This is a genomic window from Nostoc sp. (assembly GCF_036917135.1).
Classification (GTDB): domain Bacteria; phylum Cyanobacteriota; class Cyanobacteriia; order Cyanobacteriales; family Nostocaceae; genus Nostoc.
The window spans coordinates 43,539-69,142 of the sequence record NZ_JBALEA010000037.1 but is presented as its reverse complement, the minus strand read 5'-3'; the positions used below and the strand labels follow the sequence as shown (position 1 = coordinate 69,142).

Below are 25,604 nucleotides of genomic sequence, written 5' to 3'. Positions count from 1 at the left end.
GCTTCTGTAGGGGGAATAATAAGCAACGTAAAGCTTTGAAGGCTTGTTTTCGATTTGCCTGAGAAAATTTTTGCTCTACCCATTTGGGTTTCGAGCATGAGCAACGCAGACAAATAGTAAATTTAGTCTTCCATTGAACTGCGGATAATATTCAAGCTAATGTTCCACGGTATTTATGATATTCGCTTAGTCTTATTTTCCATTGCGATCGCCATGCTTACGGCTTACACCACACTTGATCTAGCTATCAGAGTCACAGACACTAAATCACAGGAAAGGTGGCGGTGGCTGCTAGGCGGAGCGATCGCAATGGGAATCGGCATTTGGGCAATGCATTTTATTGCTATGCTGGCCTTCAGTTTGCCGATTCCGATTAACTATGACTGGTTAATAGTTTTGATTTCGGTGCTACCTGCAATTTTCGCCTCTGGATTAGCCCTATACCTAGTTAGCCAGCCCAAATTTAGTATTCTGCGGTTGTTGGGTGGTAGCCTCCTGATGGGCGTAGGAATTAGTGCAATGCACTACATCGGTATGGCTGCTATTCGTTTACCAGCCAAAATGTCCTATAACTTGAGTGTGGTTGGACTCTCCATTGCGATCGCTATTCTCATCTCACTGGTTGCCCTCTGGGTGGGATTTAACCTCAGAGCTAATAGTACAGTAACAGGACACTTTTTGAGGATTGGCAGTGCAATTCTCATGGGTGCTGCAATTCCTTCAATGCACTACACAGGCATGATGGCTACTCATTTTTCAGCTGTCGAATCGGTGGATTTTTCAGCAGTTGATACTACTGCAACCTATTGGATAGCTGCGATTATTGGCTTATTCACATTATTCCTTCTAGGATGGACGCTACTCACATCTTTTTTCAACGAAAAATTGAGTGTTCAACTAGTCAAAACAGCCGATCTTAAAGAAAAGGAAAAACGCCTCAAAGAAGCCTTACAAAAGCAAGAAGTACTAGCGGCTCTAGCTGAGTCCCGGTCTGTAGCTATGTTGGCACTTCAGAAAGCTCAATTGCAATTTCTTCAAGCAGAAAAAATGTCGTCTTTGGGACAAATAGTAGCGGGAGTTGCTCATGAGATTAACAATCCTGCTAACTTCATTTATGGAAACCTATTTCATACAGAAATTTATCTGCGAGAACTCTTAGAATTAATCAATATCTATCAGGAACATTATCCTGAACCAGTTCTTGCAGTTCAAGCAAAAGTAGAGTCTATTGATTTAGCATTTTTGCTAGAAGATTTACCTAAATTGCTCCAATCAATCCAAGCCGGAGCGCAGCGTATTAAAAATATTGTGGAATCACTACGTAACTTCTCTCGTCTAGACGAGGCACAATTGAAAGCTGTGGATATCCACGAAGGGCTTAATTCTACACTGCTGATTCTTCAAAACCGTATTAGTTACGCGCCCAACAATAGACCAGAAATTATTATCATTAAAGAATATGGTAATTTACCCCTAGTCAATTGCTATCCCGGACAGTTAAATCAAGTATTTTTCAACATCATTGCAAATGCCATTGATGTGTTAGAAGAAAAGCTGATTAGCTTAAAATCACACTCCAATTTTACACCTTTAATTCGGATTAGAACAACAGTTAATCAAGCCGGTTGGATTAACATTCAAATTTTTGACAATGGTTATGGCATTAATGAAGATATGCAAAACAAAATCTACGACCCTTTTTTCACAACTAAACCACTTGGAAAAGGAACTGGTTTAGGGTTATCAATTAGCTATCAGATTGTCGTTCAAACACATAGTGGTAAGCTCAACTGTATTTCTGCAAAGGGGCAAGGAACTACTTTTCAAATTGAGCTGCCAATTGATGCATTGATAAATACTTCCTCTTTTCTAGGAAAGCAATCTCAACTAGTTCTAGATGAAGCTATTGAGTAGACAAATCCCATTAGTTCTGTTTACCTCTCAACAAAGACGCACTATTTTCAATTTATATGGTAGAGTTTAATGAATTAAATTCAATTTATTCGGTAATTGAATGTTACCACTTAGCTCTAAAACAAGTGTGTAGTATTGAGCGATTTATGATGAGCCAGCGCGTTGCCGGAGTTTCCCCCATTTCCGCGACTGGTGTTAACAACTGATCGAATGTCACCCATAAAGGTGAGAACATCTGAGGCTATCAAAACTCATTTATCGAACAGAATTCAGGAGTCAGAATTCATTCTGACCGAAAAATCGGATAGCGTAGCGTTAGCGAGTCTTCTCCCTTGGCGCTAGCCTCTCCCTTTGGGAGAAGGGGAGACGCCAAAGGCGAACGAGCGTCTGAATAATCGGGTTTAAGACCCACACAAAACAAGAAAATTTAGTTGTCTTCTCTACGAGAGGCAAGCGCGAACAATCAGTCTCTGGTCTGAATCCCCGACTGATTAATTCTAACAGTAGGCGGAGCGTCTCGCAGAGAAGGATACAAAGTAATAAGAGTTTCAAAGAGTTTTTTGATAACACACAAATTTCTCAAACTGTCGCCACATCTGAGGTTGCAAAATCAAAATAACAAAAAGCTCCAACTGCCATGAGTGAATTTACCAAAACCCTCTGTCCCTACTGTGGTGTTGGCTGTGGTTTAGAAGTTTCACCTCCAGCCCAACATGGCAAAGCAACTAATCGAGATAGCCAAGGAAATCCCATTTGGCGGGTGCGCGGCGATAAAGCCCATCCATCTAGTCAGGGAATGGTTTGCGTCAAAGGCGCAACGATCGCAGAATCTTTAGATAAAAATAGATTACATTACCCAATGGTGCGAGACTCCTTAGATCAAGAGTTTCGGCGTGTTAGTTGGGATGAAGCTTTTGATCTGATCGCCAAGCGCATTCAAACTGTATGCTTTAACCAAGGGTCAGAAGCCTTATGTATGTACGGTTCCGGTCAGTTTCAAACCGAGGACTATTATATAGCCCAGAAACTGATGAAAGGCTGTCTGGGTACTAATAATTTTGATGCCAACTCACGTTTATGCATGTCTAGTGCTGTGGCTGGGTACATTCAAAGCTTTGGCTCAGATGGTCCACCGTGCTGTTACGAAGACTTGGAGTTAACCGACTGTGCATTTTTAATTGGCACCAATACAGCCGAATGTCATCCAATCGTTTTCAATCGGTTGGAAAAATATCATAAAAAGAACCGCAAAGTCAAAATGATTGTGGTTGATCCCCGTCGCACACCAACCGCAGAAGCAGCTGATTTGCATTTAGCCATTCGTCCCGGTACAGATATCGACTTATTGAACGGCATCGCCCACTTGTTGATGCGCTGGAACTACATTGATACGATGTTCATGGACGACTGTACCATCAACTTTCCCGCTTATGCTGAAGTAATTCTGCACTATCCGCCAGAAGTGGTAGCTCGTCAATGTGGAATCAGCATTGAAGATTTAGAAACAGCAGCTCGTTACTGGGGTAAATCTGAGCGCGTACTGTCTTTGTGGTCAATGGGTGTGAATCAATCTTCAGAAGGGACGGCTAAAGTAAGAACGATCATTAACCTACATCTAATGACTGGACAGATTGGCAAACCTGGGGCTGGGCCTTTTTCCCTCACAGGTCAGCCAAACGCGATGGGAGGACGGGAAGCCGGAGGTTTGGCGAATTTATTACCAGGTTATCGGGCGGTGAAAGATCCTCAGCATCGCGCAGAAGTTGAGGAGTTTTGGGGACTCAAACCAGGACAGATTTCACCCAATGCCGGTTTGACTGCTTGGGATATGATTACTGGGTTAGAAAATGGCGCTGTAGAATTACTGTGGATTGCGGCGACTAATCCAGCTGTGAGTATGCCAGATTTAGAGCGAACTAAAAAAGCGTTATTGCGATCGCCTTTCACCATTTACCAAGACGCATATTATCCCATAGAAACCTCTGCCTACGCTCACGTTTTGCTACCAGCAGCCCAGTGGGGTGAAAAAACTGGCGTGATGACAAACTCAGAACGAGTGGTAACTCTGTGTTCAGCATTTCGCCAACCGCCAAGAGAAGCGAAAGCAGATTGGGAAATTTTTGCCGAAGTTGGACGTAGATTAGGTTTTACTAAAGAATTTGCTTTTGCTAACTCCGCAGAAGTTTACGCCGAGTTTGTCAAACTAACTAAAAATCGTCCCTGCGATATGACAGGTATCAGTCACGCACAATTACAAGCACAAGGCCCGACTCAATGGCCTCATCCTGAAGAGAGCAGGGGGAGTAGAGGAGCAGGGGAAGCAGGGGGAGAAGTATTTGCCAATCGCTCTGGGAAACGGTTATATACTAACTTGCGCTTCCACACTCCAGACGGACGCGCTCGATTTGGGGCATATTACTCAAAGGGATTGGCAGAGCCACCAGACCCAGATTATCCTTTTGTGCTAACAAGTGGACGACTTTACGGACACTGGCATACGCTGACGCGCACCGGTCGCATTGAAAAAATTTGCAAAATGCATCCCGAACCATTTATCGAAATTCATCCCAGTGATGCTGCTCACTTAGATATTGTAGATAATCAGTATGTAGAAGTGCGATCGCGTCGGGGTAAAGCGAAGTTTCCTGCTAAAGTGACAAAGGCGATCGCACCTGGTACAGTTTTTGTACCCATGCACTGGGGTTCACTGTGGGCAGACAATGCCGAAGCTAACGCCCTCACCCATCCAGAAGCGTGTCCTGATTCACTACAACCAGAATTAAAAGCCTGTGCAGTGCAGTTGATACCAATTTCTGTGGAAGTTACAATCAAAAATCATCAACTCCAGTCCTCACAATGGTAAGCTGCAAAATGTACCGATAAAGTGGTGATTTATAACCAGCAATCGGTAATTTCGTCAATAATCAATAGTCAATAGTTAGTATCATTTTTTATGACTCTCTAATTTTGACTGTTACCAACTACTATATCTAAAGATGCGAAATCTCTAGTAACAAGAGGTTTTACTAGCGTCTATTTTCCCTATGGATAAAGAATAATAAAAGATGTAGAAAACTTAGAAAGTATCAGCAAGTAATCTTTTTTTAATCCTCTAGATTTATCTATGGGATTTTATTTTAGAATCGGGTGCAGCATTATGAAAAAGCTACTGAGGCGAATTCTAGGAGCTACCAAAGATGAGAACTTCATGCACATCATCGAAAACATAGAAGTGCTAGTTTCTAAAGCTCTATCTATTTTCATGGTAATTGTAATTTTGGTAGCGATCGCAGATTTAGGAATCTTTATTTTTAAAGAATTATTTACAGTGCCTTATGGTGAGTTTAACGGAACCTTGTATAAGATTTTCGGTTTATTCTTAAATATTCTAATCGCTTTAGAGATTTTAGAAAATATTACAGCCTATTTGCGGAAACACGTTTTTCAGGTTGAATTAGTTATTGTTACATCTTTAATCGCTGTTGCCAGAAAAATTATTATTCTTGATTTACAAAAAGTTGGAGGTCTTGATCTAATTGGTCTGGGTATAGCTATTCTTGCCCTATCAATTAGTTATTTGATAATTCGGATGAGTAATTCTAAAGAGGCAAGTTAAAATAATTGGTAATGACGCTCTTTACGAAACGTTTGCTTCTGTGCATGAGTACAGGGACACGAGAAAGCGTGACGCTAAGGTAATTCAGTTTTGTAATGGGGATTTAGACCCCGCCACAAATTTACCACTTTTCCCATTTCTCCCCACTCTCACCCATCAATTTTGGGTTTGTCGAGCAATGACAGATTTCTTTCAATTTGAAGCAGACTTTGTTGATTCCCTGCGTTGCATCCCCATGCAGGCGCGTTGCAAATTAGATACCTGTGGTATCAAGGTAAAATTGTCTGATTGGAATCAAATGACTACAGCCGAGCGTCAAGCTTTAGTCAAATTACCTTGCACTACAGAAACTGAAATTCAGTCTTACCGCGAGCATATCCAGCAGTTAATTACACAACGCACGGGTATACCAGCAACAAAATTGCCCATTGAGCCTCATCCGGCATGGCTAGACTCTGCCACGGTACCACTTAGCCTTCAGGAAAAAGCTCAAGAAATAGGTGTAACCCTGACACAGCAAAATTGGGCAGCTTTAACGCCCTTACAGCGTTTTGCCTTGATTAAACTCAGCCGCCCAGGACATGAAAATGAAAACTTTAAGAGAGCGATCGCAGAATTTAATCTGCTTTAATTAGTCAATAGTCATTAACAGAACAAATCATTAGAGCGCATTAAACTTTGTTAACTTGCCAACCTGAAATGATACACTACAGCACAGCTAATGCTGTGATGCATCAAAAATACTCATTTATGCTAAAGCCTAACGTAGCTGACTCTAATATTAATAAATTAATACTTACTTTATCAAGACTTACGGAAACAATAGCCAAAACCCAGTTTTTCATATAGGGGCAATTCATAAATTGCCTCTACTATCTACTCTCCTTTCTTAAGAGAATTATCAGTGCCAAAAACAACTGACAACAGACGACTGAAAATTATATATTTTTGGAATAGAACTAAATGCAGTAAAAACTACTCTTTGCTGATAACTTGCCTTGCGTTTAATTTGCAGCTAGGATGTCAAAAGTACAGCACCGATACAATCTGATTTATCCACCTAACAAGCCAGGTTTATGACAAACTCTCAGTAGATGGAATACTTATTTACGTTAGGTAAAACAATTTGAAATTTTGCATCTAGAATTTTAAATTTCTTAGCAGAAAGTGAAGCTATAGTGGATTTAGCAATGCTGCTGTTAATGTGGCTAAGGTTAGTCCTGCTGCCAAGTTATGTGAATAATTAATTTAGAAACGCACTTCTTATCGATGACAGGCAAAAACGCAAGACATAATGCATTTCTGCGGCTAGTGTCTGGTAATGGGGCAGCTTTTGGAGCAGAATCTCGCTACTCGCTGTCCCCCAGTAAAGAGATGGTAATTGGACGCGACCCCAGCTGCCAAGTTGTCTTGGATGCCATGATTTACCGAATGGTATCTCGTCGTCATGCGGTGGTTCGTCCCCTCTCTCTATCCCCAGATAGCAAATTTAGCTGGGTGCTTTGTGACTTGAATAGTGCTAATGGCACTTATTTGAATGGACAACGCTTGTATGAATGTCAGGAATTGCACCCAGGCGATCGCATTTCTCTAGGTGCTGATGGGCCGCAATACATTTTTGAGTACGAGTTTACCTCATTTACTCCCGCGACCACAGTCAACCAAGTTACACCATTACCTTCGGCGACGAACTACCACAACCACACCCAATTAAAGCAGCCAGATTCCGTTAGTTTCACCCAGCTTTTTCCGATTATTTCCACTGGTAAAGATTTAACTCGTAAAGCTTACCTAATACCGGGAATACTGACTGTAATCTTTGTAGTGCTGATGTTTGCTACAGTCGGTCAGCCACAAGCTAACCAAGTGATCGTGGCAACTTACATCGCCTTCGCTGCCTACTATTTTGTTTACCAACTTTGCGGCAAACAGAAGCCTTGGTGGGTGCTAATGGCCGCGGCATTGGGTACGATAATGATTTTGCTCAGTCCGCTATTAGATATATTTATCTTCGTGTTTCGCAGCGTCCTGCCTGGAAGCTTGCCCACATCCCAAGAATCTATCACCTTCACAGAGTTGCTGGTACGGATGTTTTTTGGCGCTGGCTTAATGGAGGAATTACTCAAAGCATTGCCTGTACTAGGGGCTTTTGCCATCGGTAGAATGTTGTCTTCACCTTGGCGGGAACGCATAGGTGTTTGGGAACCTCTAGATGGTATTCTCCTGGGAACGGCTTCTGCTGTGGGCTTCACTCTCTTAGAAACTCTCGGACAATATGTGCCAGATATCACTCAAAATGTCACGCAACAGGTGGGTATAGGCGCTGCTGGTCAACTAGCGGGTTTACAACTGCTTATTCCGCGAATTCTCGGCTCTGTAGCCGGACACATGGCTTATAGCGGCTATCTGGGTTATTTTATCGGGTTGGCTGTTCTTAAACCCAGTAGAAGTTGGCAAATTCTTTCTATTGGTTATCTTAGTGCCGCCGCGCTCCACGCTCTGTGGAATGCTACAGGATCAATCAATGCCTTGCTGTTGGTAGTTGTTGGGGTGTTATCTTACGCCTTTTTGATGGCAGCAATTCTCAAGGCACGGGCGCTGTCACCGACGCGATCGCAAAATTTTGCTACCCGATTTCTTGGGCCAAAATAGGAGCAGGGGGGATGAGGAAGATGAGGGAGATGAATTAATAACCAATACCCAATACAACTCTTGGAGAGGCTGCGCCAACGACTTCTCTACGAGACGCTACGCGTAGCTTGCTTAAGAGCAGGGGTACGCTCAGTACAAGTGCCCCATTCCCCATTCATATTTCAGACTCAGACTTATTGAGTTGAGTGAAAGCATAGGAAGCGATCGCTAAACTAACCTTTGCTTTCTCTACTTCTGATAAAGCTGTCCACTCGCTATTTTGAAGATTACTAATGGCAGATGCCGCGTTTTGCGATTCGCTACTTCGCATAGCGTAAGCAAAAGGACGAGCCAAAACTAAAAGATCCTCTGTTCCCCAACTTGGTAATACTGTCTGAACACACTCAACCAGTTGCTCACTGATTAATTGGCGAGCAGCAAATATTTCCGCAGCTTTCGTGGCGATGGCGTTGAGCAATACTTGAGGGATACAGCTAGAAAAACTATTACGTAATGTTTCTTGAAGATTAAGCACTACTGCCTGTTGTCGGTTGTCATTGTATTCTGGTGTAGAAGTAATGCCAGACCAAAGTGTGTCTAGGTGGTTGTAAAAATCTGGCGATCGCCTCATCAGTTCTTCGTCTTCCAAATCTGGCATTCCGAACTGTTGTTCTAGTTCCTGAAAATAAGCTTCTGATTCCTCATCACCTGGATTCCAGGGATAGGTAGCATCCTCTGGTTCCAGCAACGCTTCTAATAACTCTAAATCTACTTGAGATGGCAAAGAAGAGAAAGTGTCTGAGCCGTTAATTTTATTAGCCATATTTTCTTACCTAACGATTATTTGCTGGTATTGACAACTACAATTTCTTGGAGGATATTTCCGCAAAATTATGTTGATTTTTTCTCTGGAAAAAACAGATTTTAAAAGCTGATGCTTAACATTCAAAATCTATTTATGCAATAGCTCTGCTAGGAATTTTCAATAATAAACTCCCAGATTTCACCTCTAGCACTTCCAAACTTTAACTGTATTCCCGATTTCAATGGGACTTCCTCTCGGAGGATTTGTTGCCAACCATTAGGGCCTAAAAACCAGGTTGTCCCGTAGGTGGAAAAATCTTGCAAGTAATAAGTTCGCACCAATGTAGCATCAGTCAGAGTATTACGGCAGAAGATTTCGGCGTGGCGTTTGGATACAGATGGTTCAGGGATGACAATATCATTATCTTTCGTGCGACCGATGCGGGTAACTCCATAACGCAGTGGCCAGATTTTACCTTTTGGGGCGAGCGATCGCAAACTTGCAGTCGGAAGCGAGGAACCGATATCAGGAATGGCTGTATCTGGTAGTTCAGTAATACCTTCATCCAGATTTTTAATCAGTTCGCCATTAAAATCTGGATGCAGGTAGAGAACAGGCAAAGTCCAAGCAGGTTGATTAAATTTATACAGTGTTAACAACTCTTGTCTAGCTAGTGCTACGGCTTCATCAATTGCTTTGTGCGATCGCAAAGCTTCGGTAAAAGCTTGAATAAAACTGTGGCTTTCGTGATCGGCAATTTCATCGCGCATCCCCAAAACAGCAGGCACACCATGACGAATCAGCACTTCTGCTAAACTACTGGCGGGGATAGCTTGATGATTGATCGCTGCTGGTTGTGCGCCCCAACAGGCATTGAAAACGGCTAATTTCACACCTGTACGGGTCAATACTTGGGCTAATTCTATGCCATTGAGGGGCATATCTGGTCGCAAAAACAGTAACCCCCCATCTGGGTCTGGTAAACCATGTCCAGCATAAAAGAAAACATTGTATGCTTTGGTTTCTAATTCATCAATCAACTCTTGTGGAGTTGGTTGTAGGAGTTGATTCACTACACAAGGTGCATATCTTTGAGAATTACCACCCACAGTATCTGCAAGAGTTTGCTGTAAAATCACAGCTTCTTGTTCCAGTTGCAGCTTTTCATCATGACCTAAAACCAGCAAAATACTTAAAGCTTGGTCAGTTCGCAAATACGGTAGGGGGTCAACTTCAGTGCTGGTGCGACTAAATAGCAAATCTTGAGAAAGGGACATAGCCGATTGACCAGGTTCACGCTGCATAATTTCCCAAGGGAAAGCGATGAGATCCGGGTCGCGAATTTCTAGTCGAAAGCGCAAACGTGTATGCTGACCCATAGCAATCCCCCGACTGCGTTCCAGACTACCGAGAATTTGTCCGTCAAATACCCAGCGCCATAAATTCATTCCCAAGTATTGCATCAGACGGCTGCTGTAGAGGCCAGTGGTTTGACCTGAAGGGGTTGAAAGCCAATCTATGGGCAATGGCTTGGCTGTTTGAGATGTTAAATTTGAGGAAATATCTAGGGGACTATGACCAGCAAACATCTGCTGCCATTCTTGCCAGACTTGGGTCAGTTCAACAGGCAATACACAATCACGTAAAACGTAGCCACTGGGATAGGGAGCCTTAACCACCCAAATGGCGAAGTTATCAGTGCCAGTATTTAGGAGACGGGCGATCGCCAAATTTAGGGATGGCATGGATTCATAAAACTAAAAGCTTAAAACAAATAATTTCAAATAACAATTCTTCAAGGTGAAAATTTTCGATTTTTTTGACCTTGTAAATTTTTTACTCTAATTGTTACCTGTTATTATTCCAGGTTTTTACAGGTTTATCGAGTATTTCATTGAGTTGGACTGATGACAGGTGCAGGTGATGGAGTCGCTGGCGGTTGTGCGACAGCTTTACATGGATTTCGTGCATCTGATGATAAAACAGTAAAGCTCGAATTGTTTAGTTTGGAGGAGTCTAGCAATACTTTTGCTGGCAAAGATTTTGGACTTGGTGGAACGGAGGTAGTTACTGCTGGTTTCTTGGTATTAGCTGAACTTTGCGTGCTTTTATCAGTACATACTCGCATAGGCACTAAAAAATCCTCAGGAGCAGGTTGGGGATTTAATTTTTTCTCAACAACTTCTAAATAAGTCCCACCGGGAAGTAATTGGTTGTCTACCGAAGATATTTGGTTGTTGGTTTTAATTACCGAACCAGGAGAAAGGCTAGCAAGCGATCGCGGTAGGGGTGTCTCTTTGATGGTAGGCTCTTGAGTTGGTGTCTGACTCGGCACACCTGTAATTGAACCAGATCGCATTGTCAGTTGCTTGACGAACAATCCGATAGAACCTGCTGCTAGCACCAATATTAACGGAACTATCCACTGTAGTGGTAACTCGGAAGTTTTGGCTTTGACCGGCTCCTTTTCAGGAATCACCTGAGTTTTCTGGTTAGAGCTACCTAAAACTGTCGCATCTCTCGCTCTGGATGCCAAATCAACAGTTTTCGATGAATGACTCTCTGGAATGAAGGCTTTAATGGTGATTTCTGGTTCCCAGTATTGGACTTGATAGTGAACTAAAGCGACGGTGACATTATCGTGTCCATTTTTAGTGTTAGCAATTTCGATTAATCTATCCGCAACATTTGCTATATTTGCTTCCGCAACTAGAATCGGCAAGATTTCTGTTTCCCAGTACTCCTCCACCCGATCAAAATCACTCAAACCATCGGATGTGAGCAGAAAAACACAATCTTCATCGAGCATAAACCGTCCCGATGTGGGATGCAATGAAGTGCTAGGTCCCATACCCAAAGCCTGAACGAGAGAGCCAGCAGCACTTTGTTGCACAGCCTCGCGGTAAATAGCATAACCTAGGCGCACTTCGCGGGAGGCAACATCATCATCAAGGGTAACTTGATAACAGCCGTGGCGTGTAATCCAGTAGGCACGACTATCGCCGACGTGGGTAATGTACATTTCATGAGCAACAGGCAATGCCATAACTAAAGTCGTGCCCATACGCTGCCGCCCTTGGCGATTTTCACTGTCGTTACGCTGACTAATTTTGTCATTGGCCATGGCCACTGCCTTGTCTAGGTCATTGAGCAACAGTGAGGGGTCGATGTGGTCGTAGGGAACTTTTGTTAGTTGCTGTACTTGTTGCTGAATCGTTTCAATGGCTAAATTTGAGGCAACATTGCCGCCCTCATGTCCACCGATGCCATCACAGACAATTGCTAAGGCTGTGGGCTGGGGTGGTTTGCTCACCAGAGTTCCACTGGGAGGGCTACAGGCATCTTCGTTGCGTTGGCGACTTGGCCCGGTGTCGGTTTTGGTGATAATTTGGATCGTGGGTGTTTGCGATCGCCCTAATTGGGCTAGTCCCTGATCTAAAACTCCGATTAATTGGTCGGTGGAATTAATCTCTCCTTGAACTAAGGAAAGGCTAACGCGATCGACAAATTCAGTTATGGCTGGTTTGGCATCACCGATCAACTGCTGCCAAAATTCACCTAATTGGGGCAATTCTGGTGATGTTACGGCATCAAAACGCAAATCCAACAAACGGACTAATGAGCCTTCTACCCGCAATACATAAGAGTCAAGTAAGCTAGAGGCGACACCTTCACTCGCCAGAGGTTGCCACAAATGAGCTATTTGCCACAACCAATTGAGTTGGCGCATTGATGTCGCATCACGCCAAGCGGTGGTTAACTCGCTGCCTAAATGTACTTGTTGGATAGTTTCATCTACTAATAACGGCGGTTTTTCTAAGAGTAATATTTCTTGATGGGAGAGTCCATCAGCTACAAAAATCACTCCATATACCTGCGGTACGTGTAAACGGTAGGGAATGAGTCTCAGGTAAGCTTTGAGAGGCTGTAAATTCTCTAACTCAGGCGTTAGGGCTAATAAACCAGGCTTCGTATCTAAAAGAAGAAATTTATCAAGGACTAAATAGCGATCGGCCAATATTTCTCCAGGGCTACCCACACTTGGGGCATCTACCACAGCCCAGAGGTAATTTTTGGGTAGGGGCGTGGAACAGCGCTGGCAAAACTTGTGAGTCAGGGGATTGGCAGCCTGACAATTTTCGTTTGGACAGTACAGCGTTGCCGCGTCATTTTCCATAGTTTTCGCACCGATCAGCGATTGGCAATTTCTTTAACAGCATTAGTAGGGACAATCTAGACCGCTCATCTTTCTTAAACTTGACATACCCAGACTTTAGATGATGATTTTAGCTGGTGGATATCAGCAGGTGCTAATACTTAACTTATCTAAAGAATATGCTCCTAAGTCAACCCCACAGCCTCATCATAGCTTCTATTGCCCTGTGACTCTCACTCACCAAAGCAACTAACTCCAACCCTGTTACCAAAGCATAACCCAAGCATAACTGCACGATTTGCTTTTGCTGAATTATCCCATCATCAACAGGCAGATAATGTTGGTATTTGTTTAGTTTATAAGTAGGATGGCAACAATTAACTTTAATTAAGAATTAAGATAAGGCGATGTGCAACTTAATATTCTGTCCATTCTCCGAAAAGGAGAGAGGCTGGGAATTTTTCCCCTTCCCGACGCGGGAAGGGGATTAGGTTTTTCCTGGGCTTTTTCAGATGATCTGAATTGTCCGAAGGGTTCAGCAGTCCCCTACCAACTTATTTGCTTATTGTCTGTCGTCAATGGCAACTTGGGGGACTCCCATACTGTAGTTGGTAACACGGGCAGAAAGATTGTAGCTGATTTCGCCCAGTTGCAGGAGCGATCGCAGATAATGTTCTAAGTCTGACCCAACGCGGCGCAGGTTATAGTCCGTGAGGTCTGCGCCACTAGATGCTTCTACTAGTTCATCAAATTTTCGATAAACTTTTTGCAGGGCATCTTCATTCCAATTAAATTCGTTATCTGGGTCAATATCTAACGTTAAGACTTGTGGACTAGGAACCAGTTCGCCATCTCGGTCAATTTCTCCTGCAAAAATGCGGACATGCCGGGTTGTGGACTTGAGCAGCATCGGATTATCCATAAAAGTGTGTAAGATTTGGGTGGATTACACTGAAATTATTGTAAACGCTATATCTGAGCTTGAATGCTCTCAATTTACAAGCTTTGAAGGCAGTTTCAAAAGGGTATATTGAATGGGCATAAGTAAAAATATCACCTGTACTGATTATCTTGCTACTTCTGTTATGAGTTGAAGATATATTTAGCTGCTAGTACTGACAGTAGTCCAATTATTTTTCTGTAAAAGTTAGTGGATTAAGTATTTTATTTTCGTGTATTAATCTTACCTACCGCTAAAATTTTTGTATCCATAAACCCCAAAAGACAGTAGGGAAGGCATTCGACAGGAATAATTTGATCTGTGTACATTTTTTTATGGAGAACAAAAGTTTTAACAATAATAATTCTGCTGATCAATTTATCCTGAATTTTCTATTGCAAAAAACGTACATCAAGTAATTTCACTGAATAGCGCTACATCGACTGCTGGCTTTAATAAACTCAAAAAACTTAAGCGATTTTACTTACGTATAAACACCAAAATTAGAGTAGCAAGTCAAACGGTTGTTGACGTTAACATAAAGTTGATGTAAAAACTTTTAAAAAGGTTGAACAACTTCTTACAGAAACTTTATTGTGTAGAATCTTAAAAACTGAATAATAGTTATGGCTTACCATAAACTACATCTGGCACAAAAACATCAAAATCTAGATAGGGAAAATTTAGCTTGTAAATAAAACACAGGAGAGTCAAATGGAATACAAAGGTGATTGATGAAGAAAAATTCTTAATTCAAGCACTTTGGATTCAAAAGAGATATAAAGAATTTTTGCTAGACATCTACCTCCTTACCCTCATGACAACCAAGTAAAGGAATCTCAATAGCTATGAACTCCAAAGCATTACCACGCCAGATAAATAATCTTGAAGTAGGTGTTTATGAGTGCGAAATCCATCTCAAATTCCGGTTGATTGAGGAAAAGAGTTTATTGAGCGATCGCGAACAGCTCTTACAGGTGCTACTTGATGCTTTAACCGAAGGTTCTGATGACTTTCTGGAGACGCTACAAGCGTCTGTTAAAGCGCAGGAAGTATCTGAGTTTAAAGCCTCACCTCAAATGCGACGACAGCTTATGCGCTTGCGTAATGTTGCTGAAAATCCCACAACTTAAAGGTGTAATTTAAGTTGTAAAAAACGTGAATTGGGCATTAAATCAAATGTTGATCTCATACCCCCGTTGCCATAAAAACTAAGCAGCAAGCAAGTAGAATTCATAAAACACTGTGATTTCTACTTTGTCAAAGTCTTATTTAGCAGCCCAAAGTCCCAGGAACAGTTTCCGCTATTAAAAACTTTGTAGCAAAGGGTACTGGTAGAATCTCAGAGCAAATTCAGCCGGGTGCATTTTACCGAGTTTTTATCAAAACATTGCAGGAAGAACAAAACCCTGTGTCTTTACAGATGGGGAATTGGATAACAGGCGCGAATCAAATGAAAACCAAAAAGACCAAAGTAAAAATAAATAACCTTCCCATTAGCTTTTTGCTTTAGCTAAGTGCCTGATTTGCTGAAATACTTATGTTTTATCTATTACTGGTAATAGATGAATGGCACTAAGAAAAGCCTAAAGGCTTGTGTCGCCTCGTTCCAGTCTTAAGACTGCGAATGTATTCTGAGAGGGCTGCTACCTCTCGTCAATAAAGATGAGGCTCCGCCTCTCAAGATGGGTTAAGAGCCTCCATACTCTTAGCTCGACTTTATCCATTTTTTTCGCAACGCGATCGCTATCGCTGAAACCTATGTGGGATAGTAGTTTTACTTTTTGAACTTGATCTATGCTTTGTGACGTAGAAAAAGTATTTGCCAAAAAGCCACGATTTTTGCCAGATAAAGAAACTGAGTTCTTAATTTTGGATAAAGTCGAGCTTAGAGGATGTTTGAAAAGTTCTCTTCTCGGTAAAAAAACGTTTATATCCCCCTAAATCCCCCGATATGGGGGACTTTGACTCCAGTTCCCCCCTTTTTAAGGGGAGCCAGCGCGGTCTTGGGGTCTCCCCAAGTGGAGCGACTGGCGTGGTTTAGGGGGGATCTAATGAGTACAAAGACACAGCCAACTACTTTTCAAACAACCTCTTAACCCATCTTGAGCAAGGGCTGTATCTTAAACTTAGTGCCATTCGGTAATAGGTCGTGGTTAAGCAGCCAGTTACCTATTACCAATTACCCACGAACAGGGGCAATACTGCCTAGGTTTTGAATATAGCGCTTCTCTGTTGAGTGCAACACAGACCTAACAAGAACAGCCCCAACCCTAGTAGGGTTGGGGAGTAAGATCAAAGCCTCTCTCCTCTTAGGCTACGGTGTACACACAAGTCGAAAAAAGCTCGATTTCCCATTGTTTTCTCGTTCCCATGCAGAGTATGGGAATGGCTGATTAGGGGCTGCCGCCTCCAGTCAAGACATTGAGCGAGAGACTCAATGAATGCATTCCCAGGCGGCAGCCCAGAAACTAGTAAAGCCTTATCAAGTTAGGTTTTTAGGACTTGTGTGTACACCCTAGCCCAATATATCGGGGGGATTAAGGGGAGTAATTTGACTTCTTTACTCGGAACGGGCTAAACGCCCCGCTACCGTTAACGGAACTGTTTTACCCAATGCCCAATACAACTCTTGGAGAGGCTGCGCCAACGACTTCTCTACGAGACGCTACGCGAACGCGGTAGTTGAGCGTAGCGATGCACTGAGCGTAGCCGAAGTGTCGAAACTCAGTACAAGTGCCCAATACCCAATACTTCGACTTCGCGGTAGTTGAGCGTAGTCGAAACTCAGTACAAGTGCCCAATACCCAATACCCAATACCTATTTAGCAAGACCGTGTTCTAAAGCAAAACGAACTAACTCTGTACGGCTATTGGTGCCAGTTTTACTAAATAAACGGCTGACGTATTTTTCTACATTGCGGACGCTGGTTTCCAAGCGACGGGCGATTTCTTTGTTCATCAACCCTTCTGCGACCAAGTTTAAAACACTTTGTTCTCTGGGAGTCAAATCAATTTTGAAAGGGGCTGGCGATTGGGAAATGGCATTTCTTTGAGTTAACAATGCCTTAATTTGGGCAATCTGATTGGCGAGTTCGGCAAGATCAGGGGTTTCAGCGTCATCTCCGGTACTTGCGGACTTAGCGGCACGGCGGGCTAGCAAATTTTCGACTATAGCCACTAACTCATCTGGATCAAAGGGTTTCGGTAGATAGGCATCAACACCAGCATGATAGCCTTGGATGCGATCGCCTGTCATACCCTTAGCAGTTAAAAATACTACCGGGAGTGCTTGGAAGCGAGGGTCTTCCCGCAGTTGCTTAAGGAACTGATAGCCATCCACCTGGGGCATCATGACATCGGAAATCACTAAATCAGGTGTATTCATTTGCATCCATTCCCAACCTTCAAGGGCGTTACTGGCGACTTGAACGCTGAAACCGCTCTCTTGCAAATAGTCTTTCACGGCTTCCCGTATCCCTGGTTCATCATCCACCAGTAACAATTGTGCTGACATTTAAAATTCCCTTGAGTTTTCCTTTTTCCAATTTAGCGAAAGTTGACAGGCATTGATCAGGAGTTAAGAGTTAGTGGAAATTTATCGCCAAGGAAAAGGAAGTGCTACTATCGCAAAATCAGTTATTGGAGCTGTAGACTATCAGGCTGCTGAATATGCTTTAGTACGCCATAGTCAAAACAGCCTGACATAGAAACTAAGATTCTAGTAGTACTCATGACTACAAGCTGAAACCCTTAACATTATGGTTGTTTTTTAGTGGCTCAGGTCGGAGTTGAACCAACGACCCCAGGCTTATGAGTCCCGTGCTCTAACCAACTGAGCTACTGAGCCATGTTTTCCCAAATCATCTATTAATATAGCATATAAATTCGCTCAATACTAGCCCCTTTTGCAATTTTGTTAGAATTTTCATCCCTATTGAGGCCATAGAAAGCAAAAGAGGGAGGTAAACTCCCTCAACTAACAAGGCAATCTTTTAGTTACAGATACCGAAGTATTACAGGCGTTGCGGTAGAAAGGCTATTGGGTTAACAGCGCCTTTACCTGGTGGATGGACTTCAAAGTGGCAGTGTGGTCCAGTGCTGTGACCAGTAGTACCCATTAAAGCAATAGTTTCTCCTTGACGTACCTGCTGACCCGGTTGCACGAGAATCTTGCTGTTATGAGCATAGCGAGTCGTGCTGCCATCAGGATGGCGGATTTCGACAAGGTTGCCGTAGCCACCATTATTCCAGCCAGCTTTTTCAATCGTACCCTCAGCTGAGGCGACAACTGGCGTGCCAGTGGAGTTAGCAACGTCAATTCCTTTGTGCGGTCTTCCCCAGCGCATACCAAAGCCAGAGGTGAGAGTGCCCTTTGCCGGCCACATGTAAGCTAAGGTTGAAGTCGATGGAGGTGGTGTAAGTTCGTCAATGGGTCTAGGCAGATATTGATCCACTGCTGCCAAAGGCGGCATTGTCTGTGGAGAAACTGTGGTTCCCCGCATCTTTCCTAAGGAGTCAGAATTTACTCTTCTAGAAGGTGTTGCAACCCTCGTGGCAGATTGAGTGCCGGAGGGAGTCCACTGACTAGCAGACCCTAGATTAGGCAAGAATTCTGGGTTAACTGGCTCGCTAGGGCGTACAGTAGTACGGAATTGGGGCTTAATTGGCTGAACGCTATAGTTGGATCTAATAGGTGTAGGAACTGCAATTGGTATCGCTACACTATTGGGTCCAGATGCGGCATTAGGTACAGTGAAATTATTGGGGGTAGAAACAGGACTGAGCATCGCAGCATTATTAGCTTCGGTAGCTACTGCTGGCACAGCTAAGTTACCAGACTGTTGAGCGCGATATTTCTGCTGTAACCTCTGGATTTCCGCTTGTAAGCCCCGCAAACGGTCATTATTGTTGCTGTTTCCTCTTGCTACCTTATTTGCTAGTGTTTTAGGCTGTTGCATTTCGGCAAAAGCTGTTGGCACTGGACTTTCACCACCGACACCATAAGACCTAGTAGTAGGGGCTGTTTCTAAGTCAGTCGCACTATTTGCCTGAATTTGAATAGTTACCGGTGCAGGGACGGCAACGCTACTCTTGTCGGCAATGGTTGGTGATGGTGAAGTCGGTAGATATGAGTTGGCACTACCAATATTTATCGGGTAGGTGGAAACATGAGGAGTTTTGCTGGACTCTACAACAGTGGGCTTACTCGCTATAGTTGCCTCAACTTGAACAGCAGGAACAACTAGTTTTTGACTAATTTGCAGTTCATTGGGATTATTGAGGTTATTTGCCTTAACTAGTTCTGATACTGAAGTATTGTATCTGCTGGCGATCGCTGCTAGTGTATCTCCAGGCTTAACTTCGTAGGCTGTATGAGTGGAGGACGCAATAACTATTGGTGTCGCTGGTACAGATGCACTCGTCTGTGTCTTCTGTTTTAACCTCGATACCAGGTTCGCTTTGCTGGCATCGCTAGAAGTATCCAACTGCGCTAATACAGTCTTCTCAACTACAGTTGTCGGCTGCGCCAACCCTATATCAGCTTGTGATAAATTTTTGGTTTCACCAGACCGCAACTGTGCCAGACTGCTTCTTAAACGGTTCGATTTTTCTTGTAAACGATTCAGTGCGAACTCTTGTTGCGCCTTAAGTTGTGCATTTATTTCACTGTTGGCTGCGGTTGACGTTGCCACTGTTTGTGGCTGGGCAGTTAGTGATGTATTTATACTACCAACACCATCAGCACTAGAGTTAGACAGATTATTAACTGTTGGGAAACTAGTCTCGGCTAAGGTATTGTTCAATCCCTGTGCCACTTGAGGCTTCAGGTAGGTAGAATTTTTATAACCTGCTGTTGCTTGAGAAAACTTGTTTGATGCCGGAACTTGCAAAGACATTCCACTTGCCGCGACTTGCCATTTAGCTTCAAGCCCAGGCACTTGTGAAACTGCCGTTGGTTCCACGATCACAGGATTTTCCGGCACGCTCGCTGATGAGATTGCTTGGGACTCCAGCTTTGTGGAGGCGAATTTCACCTCGGTGTCAGGAACAGCAGGAATTGTTGACGTTGCCTTTTGGCTGCCTACTGGCACTGCTGCTTGGGCTTGATCGCTTTGTCGAGTCACCAAAAGGCTGGTTGCTCCCATAGAGATTGCCAAGCCAATCATGGCGGCTTTTGTCCGCACCCGGCGGTTAACTTTTGGATTCATCATATTTAGCACTTCTACCGGGGCATCATCGCTGCTGGGGTTATTGTTCAACACAGCTTTTACTCTCTTTTTCAATGCTCGTTTCAAAGACGACCTCCTATGATCACTAGCGCTTAACTGACCTCGATTTTTCAGTTGGATACTAGTCAATGATTTAGATCACAACAAATGATAGATCGAGATCACATTCACCAGAGATGCTTACGCAAGATTAACCTGCTTCTCTGATTTAGACAAGTTCACACCTGTTAGCAAAACTTAAAATTTGCTGTGTTTACTTGTCCGAACCACTCCTAACACCACTTAGGACGTTTTGCTCTTTACCATTGTCCGCGCTTGTCTTGCGTCAATCGCGGGGACTGGACAAACTATTTGCCAAGTCCATAGTCGCTGCTGAGAATTAAATTGCTGCGACTTCTGGAAAAGTTATGCCCCCTGCTGTAGATATCTTCAAGATATTTCTACCCAATCCGTCTCAAGAGGAGACTTTACGTTGATTATTCCCTAAAAAACAACCGTATTAACTATCGGCTACTTTTAGGCTGTTTTTTAGTGTTCACTGAACCAAAAGCGCTCAAAGCAAGACATGACTTGGTTTTAGCGCTTTTTTTACCCAATTTAGGATGTTTCAAATTCATCAAAATCTATCATTCTAATTTGGCAATATCCCAAGTTTTATATACAGATTTCTTATAATAACCTTCCTATTCTTGTAAGTATCTTCCACTACAATTGGCGGATAAACCCAGTTTTTGGTATATTCTTTTACATATTATTGCAGTCAAGAACAAAATTTTTGCCGCCAAAAATAAATCGTATAATAGGTTTCTCGAAAATTCATAAGTAAATACACTTATGACTAAAAAGGTAAAATCTATTGTAAATAGCCTAACTGACGACGGGTTTCAAATAAGCCAATTGCCACACTTACTGACAGATTCAAGCTGCGAACCCCCGGTTGGCTCATGGGAATATACAAGGTAGCATCGCAATCTGACAGAATTGCTGGTGATAAGCCCGTGGTTTCACTACCAAAAAGCAGCCAATCATCAGCTTGAAACTGAAAGCTGACATAATTACAATTTCCACCAACCGTATAACCCAACCATCTGCCTCCACGTTCCTGATGTATGGTTTTAAAGGCTTCCATCGATTCGTGATAGTGTAGCTTGACATAAGGCCAGTAATCCAATCCGGCTCTTTTGAGGTAACGATCGCTAATTTCAAACCCCAAAGGCCCCACCAAATGCAACTCCGTACCTGTAGCTGCACAAGTACGGGCAATATTACCTGTATTCGGAGGGATTTGTGGATTAACTAAAACTACCTGAGGCATTATCCGTATAACTTGCGTATTGTATAAAACAATTTATTGTCAATGTTAAATCTACCAAAAGGTAGAGGCTATTCATAGGTTTTGTTAATAATAATCAAGCATACTCATATCGATTAGATTTTTTAAACGAAGCAGAAACCCTCGCAGAGCAATGCCTGAGAGGATATTTGGCGAAAACCAGGAAATATTAAGTTTTGTGTAGAAAAAATAAGTGCTTGTGTTTTTTTGTTTGAACAGGGGAGTTAGGAGTTAGGAGTTATAAGAATTCTTTCCCCAATGCCCAATACTTCGACTTCGCGGTAGTTGAGCGTAGCGATGCACTGAGCGTAGCCGAAGTGTCGAAACTCAGTACAAGTGCCCAATACCCAATGCCTTTTGAGTTAAGCCAGCAGGGACGAACACAATTTTTCTTCGAGTTCGATTTCGCGCTGTTGGGTGGCGACAATAGCCTGAGTGATGACGCGCTGGCTGTCAAAACCGACTGCGTGTAATTGCAACCACTGTTGAGCTTCATTGCCTTCGCGGAGGATTTTGTGCAAAGGGGAAAGGAAACAGCTAAAGCCTTGTTGTTTAGCGATCGCCCAAACATCTTGGTACATTTGAGCAATCCAATCTCTGGCTACAATGCTTCTGCCATCTTGCCAATGCCTCAAATGAGCATCTAGACTACCAGCAGCAGCAGCAGCTTCGTTGTCAGCAGTCAGGGTGACGAGTTCTTCAGGAGAAAATGTACTTTGAGTTAATGGATCGATGCTAGGATTTTCGATTATTTGCAACAAACGCGCTTCTAACAAAGCTGTGATGGCTAGCAAGGCAATGGGATCTGTGACTAAATCGCAAATTCGCAATTCTAGGCGATTTAGGTCATAAGGACGGCGATCGCCATTTGGTCGCACTGATGACCACAAATGCCGGACATTTTGCATAGTTCCGGCAACAAGTTGATCTTCCACCCACTGGATATGATCGGCGTGGCTGGCAAATAAGGGTACATGGCTAGGCGTTTGCGGGAAGAGTCCCCAACGCGTGGAGTGATAGCCAGTAGTTTTGCCATCCAGGAAGGGAGATGAGGCGCTGAGGGCGAGAAATAGAGGTGCTTCCATACGGATGACTCGACACGCCCGCATTAATACTTCTGGGTCACTGATGCCTACATTGATGTGTACGCTGGCGGTGACTACTTTTGTGCCGTAGGTGTTCTCAATGTAGTCATGATAGGGGTTTGCTGGATCGGAACGGAGAAAGCGATCGCTCCCACCCAAAGATAAAGTACTTCCCGGTATCAATGTGTAATCGCCCAAGCGATTGAGGTAGTTTCGCAACTCTCGCCGGGGACGCAGTAAGGCGCACAACAAATTATCGTAATTAGGGGATGGTTGGGTTATGTATTCGACGTTGCGGCTATCTGGCTCCCGCATAAACTCACCCAAAGCGGCAACAATTTTGTCGGAGAGACCGACGATTTCACCTTGAGGCGTGCCAGTGTACATCTCAATCTCAAAGCCTTTTAATAAGACCACTTTCTTCTCCTCGGCTCTCTCTGCTTATAAATTGTATCGAATTAGACGAATCTCTGTATCTATCTTTCAGTCAATCAAAGGTTAAGAATCATTTAATTGCCAATTGACGCCAAAACAGGATGACAGATTCTTGGCTGTCATCCTGAAAATTATTACTACTGAAGTATGAAAAGTATCCTAGTATGGTTTAAGCACGATACAGAATAAAATCATTGGGTGAATCAGTCTCTTGAACTATATTGAGACGTAGAAACTGCGCCCAGACTTCATCACTAAGTAAGTTTAAAGCAGTTTGAGGATTGTGAGTTGCGATCGCGCCGATAACTTTACGCCATCCCTGTTGCAATGACTCAATAAAAATTTCTTCAGAAGAAACCTCATTTAGCAATGAAAGTGCCGTTTTAAAACTTTCTGAATCAGCTTGTATATTCTTCGACCTTAACCCTTGAAGTACTACATTCAACCATATAGACAGAAGTTCAAACCAATTATTTTTCTGTATCTCTTTAAGTGCAATATCTTCCATACCTAGCGCCCCCCACACGCATAAAGCCTCTACAGCAAGTTGAGAATCGCGGTTTTCTAGAGAATTTTGCCATAAAATTTGAGCGTGATTTTGGAAGCGATTAGCGAGAAATTCATAAGCTTCTTGGACTTGAAGGGGAATTGTAACTTTATAAACTGACTCACCTCGTGGTAGGTAATCGCCGCGATAAGATAGCCAGTTATGAGATCCACAAAGATGTATTTCCCGATCAACTATTACTTCTTTGACATGGGAATCTCCCAACCAAAAAACCTGTACACAAGGTAAACCGTCAGGTGTTTTTATTGCTCGAAGTTTTTTCTCTACTTCTGGTGGAATTAGTTTATCTTCGTCTTCTAATTGACGCGCAATTCCATGTCCAATTAAAATCCAAACTCCGCGATTAGCTAATTTCTGTAACAGAGTTAGAAATTTTTCATTAACAACTGCCTGATTCACCCACGGCGAATAAATCAGAACTTGACTTTTAGCCGAATTTAAAACCTCTATAAAAGCTTGGCTAATTTGTCCATCGCGTAACTGTATAGCTCCACCTAGCAATGTCGAACTATCTATTTTTACACTGTTTGCTGTAGCAGCTTCTAGCGCCTTTTGGCGAATATTTTCGAGTCTAGCTTCTATTTCAGTATTTTGATGATTGAGAATGGCTTCGCGTTCAAAATTGATGGTTTCGGTGGACAATTTACATAATGCTTGCAAGGATATTTTACCTTCAGCGTGTAGAACTTCTAACCAATTTGATGTTGACTCTATAATTTGCTTTCCATTTCTTATTTGGATAGTCAATTTATCTTCAAGAGCATCAAATATAACGAAAAGCGATATCTTTCGCCAAAGTTTTTGAGTTGAAGCTAGTACCTTATAGGAAGTGACAATTTTTCCCTCTTCTGGTACATGAAGTGCTAAACCTGAAGCTTGAATACTTTTTTGGATTTCCTCAAGCGATAAGGAAGCAATATCAGCAATTGTCTGATCAATAGTTAAAAAATCTGCCAAGTCAGGCAATTTTATCACTGTCTCATTTAATGATTCAGATTGAAATATTATCTTGTCGCTTAAAGGGTCTGTAATAGCATGAATTTGTATAGGATATGGCGGCTGTGGTACAGAACCTTTTTCATAAAATGAACGCCCTTCAGGAGTAACTGTTAGTGGTGATGTTGCTGATAAAGTTTGTAATGACCGAAGAGTTGTAGTAGTAGTTTTGATAAATACAGAATCAAGCCCAAGTACAGAGGCTAATTCATCCTCAGTTGGCGGTGGCTGAAATTCAATAGCAGCGCGGATGATAAATTCTTCAAGTACGTTAAACTGGCGAGGTTCCTTGATACTTACTTCTATAGGAGTTTGACGCAGACTATAACGGAATTCACGCGCTGCTAAAACTGATAAACTATGACTATGCGCTTCTATTTCATCTACCAAATTTTTGAGATTGTCGTCAATCGGTTTAGGCGAAGAGGCGAGAAAAATCAACGAAACCTCCATGTAGACGAACGATGTTTTAAACTCAAGATAAAGCCCAAAGTCTTGTATTAGGTAACGTATTCCGAGAGATTATACCTCTCATCATGCCACTGGAGGTGGAACCTCCCAATATGGATTCCCAGCCTCCAGGCTGGGAAGCAGTTAGGACAAAAGCTGTGTCTTAACTTAGTACCATAGCAGGTAGGCTTCATTAAATATGAGTGGTTATATCTACTTCCTCCAAGGATGGTGGCGATTCAGAAGAACTAGCGCTACTTTCTGGTGTTGAAAGCTGATCACCTCCAATCCCATCCCATGAATAGTTACAGATTTTAGTGCGAAGCAATGTACCAAAAGTCAGGTTAATTGCTAGGGCGAAGGAATCGATAAAAATTAGATTCACAAAGCGATCAATCATTAGACCCCCTTGAGCTAAATTGAGCATCAAGTTATATTTGCT

At 42.8% G+C, this 25,604-nt stretch carries 17 protein-coding genes and 1 tRNA gene; 6 read left to right on the top strand and 12 right to left on the bottom strand.

Annotated features, from left to right (window positions below; all coding sequences use genetic code 11):
* Nucleotides 1–159: 159 nt before the first annotated feature.
* The 5 genes from V7K50_RS11055 (at nucleotide 160) to V7K50_RS11035 (ending at nucleotide 8,182) form a co-directional block, all read left to right on the top strand.
* Nucleotides 160–1,914, top strand: coding sequence for an MHYT domain-containing protein (locus tag V7K50_RS11055; protein WP_334959913.1), 1,755 nt, complete (start codon nucleotides 160–162; stop codon nucleotides 1,912–1,914).
* Between the two features lie 637 nt (nucleotides 1,915–2,551).
* A complete protein-coding gene (locus tag V7K50_RS11050) occupies nucleotides 2,552–4,777 on the top strand; it encodes a molybdopterin oxidoreductase family protein (RefSeq protein WP_334959911.1) in 2,226 nt (741 codons plus the stop codon).
* Nucleotides 4,778–5,071: 294 nt separating this feature from the next.
* Nucleotides 5,072–5,530 (top strand): phosphate-starvation-inducible PsiE family protein, encoded by a 459-nt coding sequence (locus V7K50_RS11045; RefSeq protein ID WP_334959909.1) that lies wholly within the window; start codon nucleotides 5,072–5,074, stop codon nucleotides 5,528–5,530.
* A gap of 178 nt (nucleotides 5,531–5,708) precedes the next feature.
* Nucleotides 5,709–6,161, top strand: coding sequence for a nitrate reductase associated protein (locus V7K50_RS11040; RefSeq protein ID WP_334959907.1), 453 nt, complete (start codon nucleotides 5,709–5,711; stop codon nucleotides 6,159–6,161).
* 638 nt (nucleotides 6,162–6,799) lie between these two features.
* Nucleotides 6,800–8,182: a PrsW family glutamic-type intramembrane protease gene (locus V7K50_RS11035; protein ID WP_334959905.1), complete on the top strand. Its 1,383-nt coding sequence runs from the start codon at nucleotides 6,800–6,802 to the stop codon at nucleotides 8,180–8,182.
* A gap of 154 nt (nucleotides 8,183–8,336) precedes the next feature.
* On the opposite strand, the gene V7K50_RS11030 is transcribed toward V7K50_RS11035, so the two are convergent.
* The 4 genes from V7K50_RS11030 to V7K50_RS11015 form a co-directional block, all read right to left on the bottom strand.
* Nucleotides 8,337–8,984 carry a hypothetical protein gene (locus V7K50_RS11030; RefSeq protein WP_334959903.1) on the bottom strand — a complete coding sequence of 216 codons (648 nt, stop codon included), beginning with the start codon at nucleotides 8,982–8,984 and terminating at the stop codon, nucleotides 8,337–8,339.
* A 149-nt stretch (nucleotides 8,985–9,133) separates the two neighbouring features.
* On the bottom strand, nucleotides 9,134–10,711 hold the full coding sequence (locus V7K50_RS11025; RefSeq protein WP_334959902.1) for a CHAT domain-containing protein: 1,578 nt from the start codon (nucleotides 10,709–10,711) through the stop codon (nucleotides 9,134–9,136).
* A 146-nt stretch (nucleotides 10,712–10,857) separates the two neighbouring features.
* Nucleotides 10,858–13,143 (bottom strand): protein phosphatase 2C domain-containing protein, encoded by a 2,286-nt coding sequence (locus V7K50_RS11020; protein ID WP_334959900.1) that lies wholly within the window; start codon nucleotides 13,141–13,143, stop codon nucleotides 10,858–10,860.
* Nucleotides 13,144–13,684: 541 nt separating this feature from the next.
* Nucleotides 13,685–14,044 (bottom strand): NAD(P)H-quinone oxidoreductase subunit M, encoded by a 360-nt coding sequence (locus V7K50_RS11015; RefSeq protein ID WP_334959898.1) that lies wholly within the window; start codon nucleotides 14,042–14,044, stop codon nucleotides 13,685–13,687.
* Nucleotides 14,045–14,910: 866 nt separating this feature from the next.
* On the opposite strand from V7K50_RS11015, the gene V7K50_RS11010 reads away from it, so the two are divergent.
* Nucleotides 14,911–15,195: an Npun_R1517 family heterocyst differentiation transcriptional regulator gene (locus V7K50_RS11010; protein ID WP_334959896.1), complete on the top strand. Its 285-nt coding sequence runs from the start codon at nucleotides 14,911–14,913 to the stop codon at nucleotides 15,193–15,195.
* Nucleotides 15,196–16,671: 1,476 nt separating this feature from the next.
* Here V7K50_RS11010 and V7K50_RS11005 read toward each other — a convergent pair.
* The 8 genes from V7K50_RS11005 to V7K50_RS10970 form a co-directional block, all read right to left on the bottom strand.
* The gene (locus V7K50_RS11005) at nucleotides 16,672–16,866 is read right to left on the bottom strand and encodes a hypothetical protein (protein WP_334959894.1); all 195 of its coding nucleotides are present in this window, start codon (nucleotides 16,864–16,866) and stop codon (nucleotides 16,672–16,674) included.
* 17 nt (nucleotides 16,867–16,883) lie between these two features.
* Nucleotides 16,884–17,579 (bottom strand): response regulator transcription factor, encoded by a 696-nt coding sequence (locus V7K50_RS11000; protein WP_334801566.1) that lies wholly within the window; start codon nucleotides 17,577–17,579, stop codon nucleotides 16,884–16,886.
* Nucleotides 17,580–17,838: 259 nt separating this feature from the next.
* Nucleotides 17,839–17,912 (bottom strand) — tRNA-Met (locus tag V7K50_RS10995).
* Between the two features lie 166 nt (nucleotides 17,913–18,078).
* A complete protein-coding gene (locus V7K50_RS10990) occupies nucleotides 18,079–20,361 on the bottom strand; it encodes a peptidoglycan DD-metalloendopeptidase family protein (protein WP_334959892.1) in 2,283 nt (760 codons plus the stop codon).
* A 787-nt stretch (nucleotides 20,362–21,148) separates the two neighbouring features.
* A complete protein-coding gene (locus V7K50_RS10985; RefSeq protein ID WP_334959890.1) occupies nucleotides 21,149–21,610 on the bottom strand; it encodes a tRNA (cytidine(34)-2'-O)-methyltransferase in 462 nt (153 codons plus the stop codon).
* 380 nt (nucleotides 21,611–21,990) lie between these two features.
* Nucleotides 21,991–23,130 (bottom strand): glutamate--cysteine ligase, encoded by a 1,140-nt coding sequence (gshA, locus tag V7K50_RS10980; RefSeq protein WP_334959888.1) that lies wholly within the window; start codon nucleotides 23,128–23,130, stop codon nucleotides 21,991–21,993.
* A 187-nt stretch (nucleotides 23,131–23,317) separates the two neighbouring features.
* Nucleotides 23,318–25,153, bottom strand: a complete 1,836-nt coding sequence (locus V7K50_RS10975; RefSeq protein WP_334959886.1) for a hypothetical protein — start codon at nucleotides 25,151–25,153, stop codon at nucleotides 23,318–23,320.
* A 202-nt stretch (nucleotides 25,154–25,355) separates the two neighbouring features.
* Nucleotides 25,356–25,589: a hypothetical protein gene (locus V7K50_RS10970; protein ID WP_334959884.1), complete on the bottom strand. Its 234-nt coding sequence runs from the start codon at nucleotides 25,587–25,589 to the stop codon at nucleotides 25,356–25,358.
* Between the last annotated feature and the right edge of the window lie 15 nt (nucleotides 25,590–25,604).